This window comes from Thalassospira sp. (assembly GCF_048059015.1).
Lineage (GTDB): Bacteria > Pseudomonadota > Alphaproteobacteria > Rhodospirillales > Thalassospiraceae > Thalassospira.
In genome coordinates this window covers 71,570-86,139 of record NZ_JBLLNT010000002.1, presented here as the reverse complement: position 1 = coordinate 86,139, position 14,570 = coordinate 71,570, and the positions used below count along the sequence as shown (strand labels likewise).

The following is a 14,570-nucleotide window of genomic DNA, read 5'->3' as shown; positions in this document are numbered from 1 at the left end:
TATTGCGGCCCGAATTCATGATCAGAACAGCTCCTCGTCAAGTGCCATCATGGTCGAGGAACCAGACATGATCTGGCTGAACATGGCACCGGACTGCGGAAGAACGCGTTCCATATAGAACTTCGCTGTGATCAGCTTGGCCTTATAGAACCCATCGGCATCGTCATCCTGTTTGGTCAGTGCGATTTCCGCCATGCGAGCCCACATGAAGCCAACCGCAACCAGACCGAAAAGACGCAGGAATTCGGTTGCGGCTGCACCGGCTTCGTCCGGGTTTTTCATCCCGCGCTGGGCAAGTTCACCGGTTGCCTGCTGCAAGCGCATGAAAGCCTTTGCCAGCGGCTGGACATATTCGCCAAGTTCGCCGTTTGAAACGTTTGCTTCGATGTATTCCTGAACCGGGTGGAAGAAACGACGCAGGAAACGACCGGCCTTGGTCGGCATTTTACGACCCACAAGGTCAAGCGCCTGAATGCCGTTCGTGCCTTCATAGATCTGGGCAATACGGGCATCACGCACATATTGTTCCATGCCCCATTCACGGATATAGCCGTGACCGCCAAAGACCTGAACACCAAGGTTGGTGTTATCAAAGCCCCAGTCGGTGAACAGAGCCTTGACGATCGGGGTCATCAGCTGAACAAACTCGTCGGCTTCTTCGCGTTTGATCGGATCAGCATGGTGCTTGGCAGTGTCCAGTGCACGGGCAACCCACATGCCCATCGCGCGGCAACCTTCGTTGGTGGCCTTGGCGGTCAGAAGCATACGGCGGACATCAGGATGAACGATGATCGAGTTCTGCTGCCTTATCGGGGGATTTCGCACCGGTCAGTGCGCGGCCTTGCAGGCGGTCCTTGGCATAGGCGCGCGCACCCTGATAGGCCGCCTCGCCAAGACCAAGACCCTGAATGCCAACCGACAGACGCTCCTGGTTCATCATGGTGAACATGGCGGGCATGCCCTGATGGGGTTCACCCACCAGATAACCAACAGCACCATCAAAGTTCATCACACACGTGGCAGATGCCTTGATGCCCATCTTGTGTTCGATGGAACCACATTTGACGGCATTGCGATCACCAAGCGATCCGTCGTCACCAACCATGAATTTCGGAACCAGGAACAGCGAAATACCCTTGGTGCCCTTGGGTGCGTCTGGCAACTTAGCCAGAACCAGATGGATGATGTTTTCGGTCAGGTCATGTTCCCCGGCCGAGATGAAAATCTTGGTGCCGGAAATTGAATAGGACCCGTCGCCCAACGGTTCGGCCTTGGTCTTGATAATCCCAAGATCGGTACCGCAATGCGGTTCGGTCAGACACATGGTCCCAGACCAGGTGCCTTCGACCATTTTGGGCAGGTATTTGTCCTTAAGTTCGTCCGATGCATGGGCATGCATGGCGGCATAGGCGCCAAAGGACAGACCCGGATACATCCCGAAGGACAAGTTGGTCGAACAAATCATTTCCTCGACCAGGGCATTCAGCGATTTCGGCGCGCCCTGACCACCATAATTGGGATCGCAGGCAATACCGGTCCAACCGCCTTCAGCGAAGGTTTGGTAAGCTTCCTTGAAACCTTTCGGTGTCGTAACGACCCCGTCATCCCAAGTACAGCCTTCTTCATCGCCCGAACGGTTGATCGGGAACAGGACTTCTTCGCAGACCTTGGCGGCTTCTTCGAGAACTGCGTCAACCACGTCAGGGGTGAAATCCTCGCAACCGGGCATCTGATTGATATCGTTGTAATCAAACAGCTCGGTCAGGACGAAGCGCATGTCGCGCAGGGGTGCTTTATATTCAGCCATTTTACTTTTCCTCCTGGACCGGTTAGTTGCGCAACGGCTTGCCGGTGAACAGCATATGTTCAACACGGGCCATGGTGCCTTCGTTGCGGACCAGACGCATAAAGCCTTCGCGTTCCAGTTCGAGAATGTCGTCTTCGGAAAGTTCCTCGGTCACGTCGGTGTCTCCACCGGCCAGAACCTTGGCCAATTCACCGGCAACAACGCGGTCATAGTCGGTTGCCTTGCCAAGACGATGGAAACCATCAACCGCCATTTCAAAGGCAACGCGGGCTGCTTCACCCGGCAGGCGGAAGGTGAATTCTTCGGGTGCTTCGTAGCCATCCACCATGGATAACGCGCGTTCCTTGGCATCAGCCAGCAAACGGTTGCGATTCATGGTGATGCCATCGGTTTCACGGAAGAACAGGTTTTCCTTGGCTTCCATCGCTGATTTGGCAACGGTCGCGACCGAGATGATCTCAAACGCCTTGGCACTCGGGGCCATCGGGCCTTTGACGAATTTCGGATTTTCCGCCCAGCGACGGATCATTTCCTTACATCCGCCCCAGGCCGGGATCAGACCAACACCGGGTTCAACAAGCCCGATATAGGTTTCCCCATGCGCCTGAACCGCATCGCAATGAAGCAGAACTTCACAGCCACCGCCAAGGGCCAAGCCGCTTGGCGCGCCAACAACCGGGAACGGCGAATATTTCAGCGCCTTGTAGGTTTCCTGACCGGTTTCAACGAGGTTTTCGATCTCCGGCCATGCGGCGATGTTGGCGGCAAACAATGCCAGACCAAGGTTCGCACCAGCCGAGAAGTTGCTGGCTTCGTTATAGATCACCATCGCCTTGAACTGCTTTTTGACAGTCCGGATCGATGTTTTGATTGCGCCAAGAACCTCTGCATCAAGCGCATTCATCTTGGTATGGAATTCAAGGCAGGCAACACCATCGCCGATATCCCAAAGCGATGCGGCACGATTACCGGCAACGCGTTCGGATTTGCGTTTGATGTCTTCAAGCAAGATCACGCCATCCGGGCGGGTCACTTTGGCGTAGCTGCCATCAAAGCCAAGGAAGTAAAGATCACCATCTTCGACTTTGTAGAACGACTTGCCAGCGGCTTTCTTGAGCAATGCCGGGACTTCAATGCTGTCTTCTTCAAGCATCGAAATCAGGGCATCAACGCCGATGGCATCGATCAGCTCAAACGGACCGGTTTTCCAGGCATAGCCAAGCTTCATCGCATCATCGACATCGACGATGGAGTTGGCCGCTGCTTCGGCAATGAAGGCGGCATAGGCAAGGGTCTTGGCCATGACAGCGCGACCATATTGGCCACCTTTGTCTGATGCTTCCATCATTTTGCGCGGGTCTTTTCCAGCGGCCCGGACACTACCCAGACGGGCCTTTTCCGATTTGGAAAATTCGCCTGACTGCAGATCAACAGATTCTTTGACCTTCTGACCACCTTCGCGGTTCAGGCGGTAAAATCCACCTTTGCCTTTACGGCCGGTATAGCCATCGGCAATCAGTTTGCTGACCAGCTCGCTTTCGCGATAAATCGCGTGGAACGGATCGGATTTGTCCAAAAGCCCTGCCATGCTTGATTGCACATGGGGCATCAGATCCAGACCAACCAGATCCATCAGGCCAAAGACGCCGGTTTTGGGAATGCCAAACGGGCGGCCAATGACACTGTCGGCTTCTTCAACGGTCAGGTTGCGATCCATGGCCTCGACCATCGCGGCCTGAATCCAGTAAACACCCAGACGGTTGGCGATAAAGCCCGGCTCGTCATGGCAGGTGACGCAGGTTTTGCCCAATTTACGATCGGCAAAATCAGCAACTGCATCAATCACGCCATCACGGGTGACACCCGATCCAACCAGCTCCAGCAGACGCATATAGCGCGGCGGGTTGAAGAAGTGGGTGATGATGAAGTCTTTGGCAAAGCTTTCATCCATGCCGCCAATCAGGGTGGCGAGCGGAATGGTCGAAGTGTTCGACGATACGACAGAGCCTTTGGCGCGAACTGCATCAATTTTGCGATAGAGATCCTGCTTGATATCCAGGCGTTCAATGACGGCCTCGATGATCCAGTCACATTTGGCGATCTTATCAAGGTCATCCTCGATATTGCCGCATGTGATCAGCTTGGCGACGCGTTTGGACATGAACGGTGCCGGATCAGTTTTCAGCATCTTGGCAACCGCGCCCTCGGCAACCGCATTGCGGTTTTTCGCACCTTCGGGAACGATATCAAGCAACAGGACGGGTGTCCCGGAGTTGGCGATATGGGCAGCGATCCCCGCGCCCATAACACCGGCGCCAATAACGGCGACCTGTTTGATGTCGGTCATTACATCGCCTCCAGAATGGTCGCGATCCCCTGACCCCCACCGATGCACTGCGATGCCAGCGCGTATTTACCGCCATCACGTTTAAGGATGCTTGCTGCCTTACCGACAATACGTGCACCGGTCGCACCCAGCGGGTGACCGATTGCCAGAGCACCGCCATCGATATTGACCTTGGCAACGTCGAGACCAAGATCAGCAATGCTTGCCAGTGCTTGGGACGAGAAGGCTTCGTTAAGCTCGGTCACATCGATATCAGCCGATGTCAGCCCAGCGCGTGCCAGTGCCTTTTTCGATGCACCGACCGGGCCAATACCCATGATTTCCGGAAGGCAACCATCAACAGCAACCGACTTGATGCGCGCAAGTGGGGTCAGGCCGTTTTTGGCGGCAAATTCTTCGGAGCACACCAGAACGGCAGATGCGCCATCGGTCAGCGGCGAAGACGTACCGGCGGTCACAACGCCGTCTGCCTTGAAGGCCGGTTTCAGATCAGCCAGACCTTCGACGGTGGTTTCACCACGGATGCAGCCATCTTCGGAGACGATGCCGTCCTTGGTCTGGATCGGGATGATTTCATCGACAAACTTGCCAGCAGCCTGGGCACTTGCCGCGCGCTTGTGGCTTTCAACCGCAAAAGCTTCTTGATCCGAGCGGGTCAGGCTGTATTTCGCCGCAACGTTTTCAGCCGTATCGCCCATACCCATATAGGCTTCGGGCATCGCCTTATAAAGTTCCGGGTTCGGCAGCGGGTTAAAGCCCATCATCGGAACGCGGGTCATGCTTTCAACACCGGCACAGATGAATGCGTCACCCGCACCGATAGCAATCGCACCAGCGGCCTGATGGATAGACTGCATCGAAGAACCGCAGAAACGGTTGACCGTAACACCGCCAACAGAACGTGGCAGATCAGCCAGGAACGTGATCAGGCGGGCAACGTTAAAGCCCTGTTCGCCTTCGGGGAAGGCACAGCCAAGGATCAGATCTTCGATGGCCTTGGGATCAACACCGGTCTTTTCGACCAGACCTTTAACGACCTGTGCCGCAAGGTCATCAGGACGTACCTTGGCAAGGGCCCCTTTGCGGGCCGGGGTAAATGGCGACCGGACATATCCGGCAATAACGGCGTTGGTCATGGCTATGTCTTCCTTCCTGAGCTGTCCTCTGATCCGGCAAACTTGTTACGTAACCGGATCGATTCCTTTTTCTTCAAGCGCATCAACCGATTGTTGCTCGATTTCGCGCAATTCATCTAACGTGACGTCCAGTGCCTGACGCTGTTCTTCCAGGTCAGAAATACGTTCCCGAACGCGTCCCAGCAGCATTTTGATCTGCTCTGCCTGGGTTGGGTCTGCGCCATAGAGATCAAGATAATCTGCGATCTCTTTCAGGCTGAACCCAAGTCGCTTGCCCCGCAAAATGAGGAGCAGTTTGGCGCGATCTTGCCGGGTATAGACCCGGGTGGTGCCGGCACGTTGCGGGTTCAAAAGCCCTTTTTGCTCATAGAACCGAATGGTGCGTGGCGTGATGCCAAGATCGTCGGCCAGTTCGGGAACGGTAAAAAACCGTTCGTCAAGTTTCGTCATTGTTCGCCCCTAATGGTATATATTTTTCTCTTAACGTCAATTAGTTTACGTTAACGTCACATTGATTTTTTTCAGTGTGTGTGATGCGACGTTAACGCATTGTAACTAAGCGTTTTTCCCCTCACGCTTCAGGCGTTCTTCCTCAACCAATTCTTTCTTCGACAATTTGCCGACCATGGTTTTGGGAAGCTCTTCTCGGATTTCGATTTCGCGTGGCATCTCGATTCTGGAGATCTTGTCATCAAGGAATGCACGCAAGTCTTCGGACGTCACGTTGGTGACGCCGTCTTTAAGGCGGACAAAGGCTTTTGGTGCTTGTCCGCGATATTGATCGGGAACCCCGATACAGGTCACCTCGGCAATCTGGTCATGCAGATAAAGTGCTTCTTCGATTGCGCGGGGATACACGTTGTAACCGCTGCACAGGATGACATCTTTGAGACGATCAACAAGGAATGTGTATCCCTGATCGTCCTGATATCCGACATCCCCGGTACGCAGCCAGCCGTCGATAAAGGTTTCGGCGGTGGCGGCCTCGTTCTGCCAGTAGCCTGGCATGACCTGTGGCCCCTTGACGCAAACCTCGCCCTTTTCACCAAGTGCGACGGGTTGCTCTGGGCGTTCAAGGGATCGGATTTCAATCTGGGCACCTGGCATCGGAATGCCGATGGAGCCTTCTTTGTTCTCGCCCTTTACCGGGTTACAGGTGCAGACCGGGCTGGCCTCTGTAAGGCCGTATCCTTCTACCACCTTGGAACCAGTGATTTCCTCAAACCGGTGTTTGACTTCAACCGGCAGCGGCGCACCACCTGAAATGCAGCATTTGATATGCGACAGATCGTGCTTGGGCGTTTCGGGCGAGTTGTTGATCGCCGTATAGATGGTAGGCACACCGGGGAAAATGGTGGCCTTTTTCTTATCAAGCGATTTCAAAAGCGCGTTTAGCTCAAACCGCGGATGCAGAACCAGTTCAGCACCAAGATTGATGGAGGTGTTGAGCGCTACCGTCATCGCAAAGACATGGAAGAACGGCAAAACGCACAGCGTTACTTCATGCCCCGGATTGGCATCGGGCATCCAACGGGTCAGCTGATCTACGTTTGCACTCAGATTGGCATGCGTCAGCATCGCACCTTTGGGCCGGCCAGTGGTGCCGCCGGTATATTGCAGCACAGCCAGATCATCGACATCGACATCAACGACCGTATCAATCGGTTTGCAACCAATGACGCGGTCATAGGGGATGTGACGCAGATCGGTCGGGACGTCTGCCAGTTCACTGCGTTTAAACAGAGAAAACAGAACGCTTTTGACCGGCGGCAAAATGCTGCTCATCTCGCAAACAACGATCCGTTTCAGGCAGGTTTCATCCAGACAGGCCGCGACCTTGGGATAGATCTGCTTCAGGTTCAGGGTCACCATCAGGCGACAACCGGAATCCTCGATCTGATAGGCGATCTCGCGCTTGGCATAGAGCGGGTTGAAGTTTACAACCACGCCGCCGCATTTCAGGATCGCGTAATAGCAAACCACGTAATAGGGCGTGTTGGGCAGGCATAATCCAACCTTGTCGCCCTTGCGTACGCCAAGCTGTTTGAAGCCCTCGGCAGCGCGATCAATCTGCTCGGCGATGGTTTTGTAATCATAAATGCGACCCAGGAAGTCAAGGCACGGCCGCAGGGGAAAGCGTGCCGCAGCACTATCAAAAATCTCATGCACCGGACGGGTATGAACGGGCGAACTGATATCAACGCCATTCATCAGGATCGGTGCTTCTTGAACGTTTACTTTGTTCACTTGCGTTAACTCCATTACGTTAACGTCACTTTGCGGGCAAAAAAAAGCAGCCCGGCCGGGATGGCTACCGCCACCCCGCACCGAACATTATAGCAGATCAGAACTTGAAGTTCGCCTGCAGAGCGATGATGTCGACATGAGCCTCATAGTCGGCTCGGAACGTACCGAGCGTTGAGGTCGTGTGATCAACACGGGCTTCATCTGCAAAGATATGAGTGTAACCGAGGCTGACCATAGCCCAATCGGCGACCTGATATGAGGCCCCCAAAGATGTCCAGTAACGGTTGGAGTTAGGGAGGCGCACATTGCGATATTGGGTTTTGATGGGGGTTTCATCGAATGCGATACCGCCGGTAAATGCCCAATTCTCATCATGCTGGTAGCGGGCACCAAGCGATCCGAACCACGCACTTCCCCATTTGTATTCGTCAGAAGTGGATCCGGAAGTAGCAGCGGCAGCGTTCGTCAAGCCATCAAAATTAAAGGTCAATGTGTCAATAGTGTTCCAATTGGTCCACTGGGCATCTGCCATGACAGTCCATTGATCGTCTAACTTTTGAGCAATACCAAACGTAATTGACTCGGGGGTTGCGACATCTGCTGTTGCATTTCGATCGACCCATGGGGCTGCAAAACCCTCTGCGGCACTGTCAAAATCAATCTTGCCTTTTAGTTTGTGTTCAACTTCGGAAACATATGACAGACCCAGTGTCGTAGATGGGGTCATTTCCCAGTTGACGCCTGCGGTCCAGCCATAGTCAAGAGCGTCCCCGCTTACTTTGCTGCTGCCTTCGCCTGCTCCAGCAAGGTTATCCACAGCTTTTGAAAGCGCAGCATCAATGTACTGGATTTGCGGTCCTGCGCCGATCGACAAACCATTATCAAAACGATATGCCAGAACAGGCTTTACGTTGATGGTTTTGATCGACGAAGTCGTTCCGTAAAATCGACCTGCGAAGTCCCCCTCGTAATCTGTTACCAGACCCCAAGGCGATGTAATGGAGATTCCCAAGTTCAGTTGATCATTGAGCTTCCAGACAGCATGTGCGTTTGGGACAATAGCGTCATTCGCCATATCTTCGTCACTTGGACTGCTAAAGCTTTGCGTGTTGTTTAGTGAGCCGTTTGATGCCGATACATTTTTTGCCTTAGCAACAGGCCGAATAACGGTGAGGCCAGTGCTATAGGTGGTTTCTTCATATTGACCAACAGTGCCCGGGTTATAGGACATGGTTGATGCGTCGGTTGACAGCGTGGACATCCCCGCAAAGCTCGACCCTTGCAAGGTTCCGCTGGTTTCGCGAACCTGGAAGCCGGATGCGTGGGCGGTGCCGATGGTGGTCAGTGCGCATAGAAGTGCGGTAGCCGAAGCTGCCCCCCACAGGCAGCTCTTCTTGAACTTGGACATCAGTTTCTCCCTTAATCTTAAAACGCTTCAAATCTATGATTTAAAACGCCCGCTTTTATTTTTGAAGGGTTATCGCATCAACTCGGATAAAGTCGATGTCGTAACCCTTTCTTTTGAAACTCGTTTTGAGCAATTTTCCGTCGGTACCGTACCAAAGGTCACGTTCGACATCGCCGGACATGATGTAATGTGTCGCCGGTGTTTCCCGGTTTTCGACCATTACGGTTTCCTCGCCGACCATCTCGGTTTTGACCGCATAAAGTTCGGCATTGATGACGCTAAAGAGAGCGGTTTTTCCGGTCACATCCTCGTGCCACAAGGTCAGTGGCCAGGCGCTGTCACAGGCTTCACGTTTCCCGACACCTTTGCCAGCAAGTGCGTAGCAATCCTGCTCGAAACTTACCTGATAGGTGTAGTGTGTGCCGTCATCATTGGTGGTGGTATCAACAGAGACCAGTTCGTCACCGACCCACTGTTCGGTGCGCTGATGGTCGTAATGGAATTTCAGAAACAGCACGCGCACATCGGTCAGGGTTTCGACCGAGACGGTTTTGCCATTTGCTGTTGGTGTGATTTCGACTTTTTCATAACCGATCGGTTCCCCGTCCTTAAGGACGCGGAAATTCAGGATTTCTGAGCCGAATGCCGTCGAAAAGACGGCAGTCGAACCGATAAAACCTGCAATCAAGGCCGATGCGGTGCGCTTTGCGACGCTGTTACGCATGTTTCCCCCGTCGAACGGATCATCTGACGAAATCAGTCGAGCATTGACGACAATTTTGCCGCAACACCCATGGAACCCTTGATCTTGAGCTTGCCCAAGGTAAAGGCGAGCATCGGATCAAGCTTTCCGGCGATCAGTTTTTCGAGGTTGGCTTTTTTGATCTTGAGGATGCAGTCGGCATCCGACAGATCGTCATCGCTGATTTCCGGTTCATCACCGGTTGCATCAATCACGATGTGGCCGTCATCGCCGCAATCAAAGGCAACAACAGCATTCAAACCGCGCAATTGCGGCAGCTTTTCTTTTACGGTTTCGAGGATGTCATCCACGAACGCCTCCCTCAGATAGGTGGTATTCTTGTTATGATTGTGACCCAACTGTAATACAAAGTGACGTTAACGTAAATCAAATTACGAAAAGGAAAATACAATTACGAATAAGGCATTGAATTGAAATGAGTTCAGACTGTTGCCACAGGTAAATTTGCACGCAAAAAAGCCCGGCAGTGCCGCGCTTGATGCAGGGTTGAACCCCAAATTGAAATGTAGTCGTGCGTGTTGCGCCTTTAAGACACGATCTGCCAGGATCCATCAGATTGGCGGCAGGCCGTACCAAAGGTTTTCTGCAGTTTTCCGCCAATATTGGCGGTCGCACTATATTCGCGGCAATAGCGGCCTTGGGCATTTTGCCAGCTGTTGGTCGGAACAACGTTGTAGCTGCGCCCCGAATCGGGGTTTTGCCAACGAACAGACTGCCCATCGGGCACACGTTGCAAGGCATATCCGGTACAAGCCAGGTCACCCTGATCAAGGTTCTGGCCGATTGAATAGCCGCTTAGCATACCAAGAATGGCACCACCGATCATGGCCGCATCACGGCCGCTGCCTTTGCCGATGGTGGAGCCAAGAACCGCCCCGGTACCACCACCAATGATTGCACCAACCACATCGCGGTTACAGCGCAAGAAACTGCCGTCTGAGACAAACAGTTCATTGCCATAGCGGTTACGGCTGTAATCGCGTTTATGGCCTTTATGCTGTTTGGCGCGATAACCGTGGGCCGGTGCCCATGACGGCGGGTCGGCCTTGGCAGGTGTTGGCGCTGCGACGGGCAGCGCCAGACCAAGGGCCGCGGCCATCAGAATGATACGCTTCATCATTTCCGGGCCTTCTCATTCTCGTGCATGATGTAACCTGCACCGGTACCGACGGCACCACCAATCACAGCACCGCATGTGACGCAGCCGCCCGTGATCACTGTACCAACAGCACCCACACCGGCACCGATGGCGCCGCCGCTGAGCATTTTCTGGTCTCGGTCATTCAATCCGCTACAAGCCGAAAGTCCCAATGCGCTTGCAACGGCCAAAATCATGGCTGTTTGTCGCATCTCTCGTGTCCTTTCCATTGTTTTTGGGCACAGACCATTCGTGGATCTGTGTCTGGATAAGGAGCCTGCCGGTGAAATGGGAGAAGGGTTTGACCTTATTGGGGGCAATTTGGGGCAGATAGGGCAATAAAAAGGCACCAAACCCGAAAATTGCTGGTTTTTGGGGCCTTTTTACCTGTTGAAAGTCGGTCTTTGAGACGGTTTAAGCCTCAAAAGTCCCGCGAAGAAGGCGTTCTTTGCCAATCATGGCCGGTTTTCCACGGGCAATGACGCTATCTGGCACCATAGCGTCATCCAAAACCAGGATATCGGCATCAAATCCGGGTTTAAGTTGCCCTTTGGCCGCAGATAGGCCCAGCATCCTGGCCGGATTGATGGTGATCGGTGCCAGTGCTGCTTCGATGCCAAGTTTTTCGGTTTCAACCAGATCGGCAAATTCGCGCGGTATTGACTTAAATCCGGCAACGGAAATGCCGGTCATGTTGCCGTTGGCATCAAAATCGGGAAGTGATCCATTGCCATCCGATGTCATGGAAATCCGATCAAGAGCAACACCATCGCCCAAGCATTCGGCAATGCTGGTGGATGTTTTGGTCGAACCTGCCGGGTTTTCTTCGGCATCAATCCCGGTGGTGAAATCAATGTTTCCGCCGCGCTTTGCCCAAAGCTTTGCCGCGTCAAGCAAGGCACGTTTGCGGTTCACATGAGTTGGGATGAATTGACCAATCGGGATTTCGGTTTGCTCAATCACAGCAATTAGCGGGTCAAAATGCCCGTCGCCATCGCCAAGATGAACCACGACCGATCCGGCCTTGCCCGCGGTCATGCCACCAATCCGTGATTGCGACGCGATACGGGCAAGTTCATCAACAGTACTTTGGCTGCTGCGGTGATCAGATATCGCGGTCTTAAGACCAATACAGGCATCAAGAAAGGTGACGTCATCACCGATATTGCCGGTCAGGGTCGGGGACGGAACCCGGTAGCCCCCGGTGAAAAACCATGCTGACATGCCTTCAGTCCGGAGCGCCTTGGCCTTGGCATAAAGCGATGCGATATGGCGGGTCGCGGCGTCGGTACCCAGCAAACCACACACGGATGTAATGCCAGCTTCGATCAATTTGCCGACCGCAACTTCCGGGGTGCGGGTGGCAAATCCGCCTTCGCCGCCGCCGCCAATCAGATGCACATGCCCGTCAATGAAACCCGGAACGGTGACTTTGCCGCCAAGATCAATTGTCTTGAGTTCAGCCGGGACCGAGACGACGAGATCAGGCGCGATGGCGACGATCTTTTCATCGCAGATCAGGATGTCGTTAATGCCCATCGGCTTCGGGGCGAAAACATTGGCGTTCTTGAGCAGCAGAAACATTATGTAAAACCGTATCTTGCGGGAATTTTATATGCGTATGCGGGGTGGCGCAGACCGCTATCATAGCGGCAGTTCAATTCGGTTGAAACGGTTCAGGCAAGCAGATAGCTTGAACCCAGCCAAAGCAGGCTTGAACCTGCGCCACCAAGAGGAAACGTCATGAGCTTTGCCGCCTGGTTGTCTGTTGCAACCATTTGCGTTCTTGGCGCAATGACGCCAGGTCCCAGCCTGGCCGTCGTATTGCGTTATTCCGTCGGACAATCACGTCAGGCCGGTTTTGCCTGTGCACTGGCCCATGGTTTGGGGATCGGTTTTTATGCCGTGATCACGATGACGGGGCTTGGCATCCTGTTTCAGACCGTGCCGGTATTTCATAATGCGGTCAGCATTTTGGGCGCGCTTTATTTGATCTGGCTTGCGATCAAGGCGTGGCGTGCCGCCGGTTCCGGATCGAAGTTCAATGTTGAAGGAGGCGGGGCACTATCAGGCTCGGTCGTGCAGGCCGCGCGCGATGGCTTTATGATTGCGTTCTTGAACCCAAAGATCGCGCTTTTCTTCCTTGCCCTGTTTAGCCAGTTTGTTTCGCCCGAATTTGAATGGAGCGGCAAGTTCCTTTTGGCCTTTACGGCTGCTGCGATTGATGCGGCTTGGTATTGCCTTGTGGCGATCGGATTGTCGCATGGTGCTGTATTGCCATGGCTGCGCGATCATGCCGGATGGATCGAGCGCATTATTGCGGTTCTGTTCGTCCTGATTGCCATGCGGGTTCTCTGGGGTCTGACCGCAATATAGCAGCCCCAATTTCCGTGCCTGTTTCGACCTGATATTTCTCGTGCCACCACCACGAACCAACCCGGATCATCATGATCCAAAGGGAAACCCTGATGAGTAATCATGACGCCCCCACCGACGCCCCGATAACGGCCGCAAATAACAATGATTCCGGGCGCGGCTTCAACCGCCTTGGTGCCCATATCGGCTTTTTGCTGGCGATTTTGCTTCTGGCGGCAAATATGCGCGGCAGCATCGTTGGCCTTGGTCCGCTTGCGGAAATCATTGGAACCGATCTTGCGCTTTCGGGGACACAGCTTGGTCTTTTGACCACCTTGCCGGTGCTAAGCTTCGGGGTGTTGTCGATTTTTGCCCCGCGTTTGGGGCAGAAGTTCGGGCTTGAGGCAACGCTTCTGACCATGTTGCTGTTTATCGCCATCGGGCAGGGGCTTCGGGCGAGTGGTGCCTATGACATCATGGTGATCGGGACGATCATTCTCGGCGCTGCCATTGCGGTTTTAAATGTTCTGACGCCGTCGCTGGTGCGGCGCAGTTTCCCGACCAAGGTTGCCTTTGTCACCGCCCTTTACACCTTTACCATGTCGACCGGTGCAACGGTTGCAGCATTCGTTGCAATTCCGATACGAACGGCAGCAGAGGGTGATTGGCGCTGGTCGCTTGGGGTTTGGGCGGTGTTTGCGGCAATTGCCTTTGTTTGTTGGCTGCCGATGTTGCGTTACCGCCATACCAATGCGGCACCCGCGCCAAGTGCGGCAATCTCGCTATGGAAAAATACCGAAGCCTGGTGGTTGGCCCTGTTCTTTGGTTGCCAGTCGCTGATGTTTTACACAGGCGTTGCCTGGCTTGCGAAGGTCTTTATTGATCACGGAATTGCCGAGGCGGAGGCAGCAACTCTTCTGTCGATCTTCAACGTGTTTGGCATCCCGGCGGCCTTTGCCGCTCCGCTGATCTATTCCAAGATCGCCAACAAGAAACTCGCCATGCTGGTTCTCCATGTGCCGCTGATCATTGGGATTCCGGGCCTTGTCTTTGCCACGACCGAGCTTCCCTATCTTTGGGCGGTATGTCTTGGTCTGGGGCAGGGCAGCATGATCAGCATTGCCCTGACATTGGTGGGCATGCGCGGTGCAGATCCGCAAACATCAGCACGCCTTTCAGGTATGGCGCAATCGGTTGGGTATTTGCTTGCCGCGATTGGGCCCGTGCTGTTTGGCGCGTTGCACGACCTTCTGGGTGACTGGCAGATCGCGCTTTATTTCCTGTTCGTCGTCGTTGCCGTGCAACTGGTCGCGGCCATGCGCGCAGGATCATCAGAGAAGATCGGGGCAAGCTGACGTCGCCCAATACT

General features: G+C 54.0%; 12 protein-coding genes and 1 pseudogene. 2 read left to right on the top strand and 11 right to left on the bottom strand.

Going from position 1 to position 14,570, the window contains the following annotated elements; translation table 11 throughout:
* Positions 1-21: 21 nt before the first annotated feature.
* From ACMZ66_RS01030 to iadA, 11 genes and pseudogenes are all read right to left on the bottom strand, one after another.
* A pseudogene (locus ACMZ66_RS01030) lies at positions 22-1,807 on the bottom strand (acyl-CoA dehydrogenase C-terminal domain-containing protein).
* Positions 1,808-1,829: 22 nt separating this feature from the next.
* Positions 1,830-4,154, bottom strand: a complete 2,325-nt coding sequence (locus tag ACMZ66_RS01025) for a 3-hydroxyacyl-CoA dehydrogenase NAD-binding domain-containing protein (RefSeq protein WP_416933585.1) — start codon at positions 4,152-4,154, stop codon at positions 1,830-1,832.
* The gene (locus ACMZ66_RS01020; RefSeq protein ID WP_416933583.1) at positions 4,154-5,290 is read right to left on the bottom strand and encodes a thiolase family protein; all 1,137 of its coding nucleotides are present in this window, start codon (positions 5,288-5,290) and stop codon (positions 4,154-4,156) included. Before ACMZ66_RS01020 ends, ACMZ66_RS01025 begins: the two co-directional genes overlap by 1 nt.
* Before the next feature lie 45 nt (positions 5,291-5,335).
* Positions 5,336-5,740: a MerR family transcriptional regulator gene (locus ACMZ66_RS01015; protein WP_416933581.1), complete on the bottom strand. Its 405-nt coding sequence runs from the start codon at positions 5,738-5,740 to the stop codon at positions 5,336-5,338.
* Between the two features lie 105 nt (positions 5,741-5,845).
* Positions 5,846-7,537 carry a long-chain-fatty-acid--CoA ligase gene (locus ACMZ66_RS01010; protein ID WP_416933579.1) on the bottom strand — a complete coding sequence of 564 codons (1,692 nt, stop codon included), beginning with the start codon at positions 7,535-7,537 and terminating at the stop codon, positions 5,846-5,848.
* A 97-nt stretch (positions 7,538-7,634) separates the two neighbouring features.
* Entirely contained in the window at positions 7,635-8,945 is a 1,311-nt protein-coding gene (locus ACMZ66_RS01005; protein WP_416933577.1) for an OmpP1/FadL family transporter, read from the bottom strand.
* A 55-nt stretch (positions 8,946-9,000) separates the two neighbouring features.
* Positions 9,001-9,669: a DUF6134 family protein gene (locus ACMZ66_RS01000; RefSeq protein ID WP_416933575.1), complete on the bottom strand. Its 669-nt coding sequence runs from the start codon at positions 9,667-9,669 to the stop codon at positions 9,001-9,003.
* Positions 9,670-9,701: 32 nt separating this feature from the next.
* Entirely contained in the window at positions 9,702-9,998 is a 297-nt protein-coding gene (locus tag ACMZ66_RS00995) for an SCP2 sterol-binding domain-containing protein (RefSeq protein WP_416933573.1), read from the bottom strand.
* Between the two features lie 236 nt (positions 9,999-10,234).
* A complete protein-coding gene (locus ACMZ66_RS00990) occupies positions 10,235-10,828 on the bottom strand; it encodes an RT0821/Lpp0805 family surface protein (RefSeq protein ID WP_416933571.1) in 594 nt (197 codons plus the stop codon).
* Positions 10,825-11,058 carry a hypothetical protein gene (locus ACMZ66_RS00985; RefSeq protein WP_008888617.1) on the bottom strand — a complete coding sequence of 78 codons (234 nt, stop codon included), beginning with the start codon at positions 11,056-11,058 and terminating at the stop codon, positions 10,825-10,827. The genes ACMZ66_RS00990 and ACMZ66_RS00985 overlap by 4 nt, the downstream gene beginning before the upstream one ends.
* 202 nt (positions 11,059-11,260) lie before the next feature.
* Positions 11,261-12,430 carry a beta-aspartyl-peptidase gene (gene iadA / locus ACMZ66_RS00980; protein WP_416933569.1) on the bottom strand — a complete coding sequence of 390 codons (1,170 nt, stop codon included), beginning with the start codon at positions 12,428-12,430 and terminating at the stop codon, positions 11,261-11,263.
* Between the two features lie 159 nt (positions 12,431-12,589).
* Between iadA and ACMZ66_RS00975 the strand changes: the two genes are divergently transcribed.
* Both ACMZ66_RS00975 and ACMZ66_RS00970 read left to right on the top strand, forming a co-directional pair.
* Positions 12,590-13,222, top strand: coding sequence for a LysE family translocator (locus tag ACMZ66_RS00975; RefSeq protein WP_416933567.1), 633 nt, complete (start codon positions 12,590-12,592; stop codon positions 13,220-13,222).
* A 92-nt stretch (positions 13,223-13,314) separates the two neighbouring features.
* Entirely contained in the window at positions 13,315-14,556 is a 1,242-nt protein-coding gene (locus ACMZ66_RS00970) for a CynX/NimT family MFS transporter (RefSeq protein ID WP_416933565.1), read from the top strand.
* Positions 14,557-14,570 lie beyond the last annotated feature (14 nt).

Excerpts from the sequence above, each read along its gene's own strand:
- ACMZ66_RS01015 (WP_416933581.1), bottom strand. The coding sequence starts at position 5,740 with ATGACGAAACTTGACGAACGGTTTTTTACCGTTCCCGAACTGGCCGAC.
- ACMZ66_RS00970 (WP_416933565.1), top strand. The coding sequence starts at position 13,315 with ATGAGTAATCATGACGCCCCCACCGACGCCCCGATAACGGCCGCAAAT.
- ACMZ66_RS00990 (WP_416933571.1), bottom strand. The coding sequence starts at position 10,828 with ATGATGAAGCGTATCATTCTGATGGCCGCGGCCCTTGGTCTGGCGCTG.
- ACMZ66_RS01025 (WP_416933585.1), bottom strand. The coding sequence starts at position 4,154 with ATGACCGACATCAAACAGGTCGCCGTTATTGGCGCCGGTGTTATGGGC.
- ACMZ66_RS00985 (WP_008888617.1), bottom strand. The coding sequence starts at position 11,058 with ATGCGACAAACAGCCATGATTTTGGCCGTTGCAAGCGCATTGGGACTT.
- ACMZ66_RS01005 (WP_416933577.1), bottom strand. The coding sequence starts at position 8,945 with ATGTCCAAGTTCAAGAAGAGCTGCCTGTGGGGGGCAGCTTCGGCTACC.
- iadA (WP_416933569.1), bottom strand. The coding sequence starts at position 12,430 with ATGTTTCTGCTGCTCAAGAACGCCAATGTTTTCGCCCCGAAGCCGATG.
- ACMZ66_RS01020 (WP_416933583.1), bottom strand. The coding sequence starts at position 5,290 with ATGACCAACGCCGTTATTGCCGGATATGTCCGGTCGCCATTTACCCCG.
- ACMZ66_RS00975 (WP_416933567.1), top strand. The coding sequence starts at position 12,590 with ATGAGCTTTGCCGCCTGGTTGTCTGTTGCAACCATTTGCGTTCTTGGC.
- ACMZ66_RS01000 (WP_416933575.1), bottom strand. The coding sequence starts at position 9,669 with ATGCGTAACAGCGTCGCAAAGCGCACCGCATCGGCCTTGATTGCAGGT.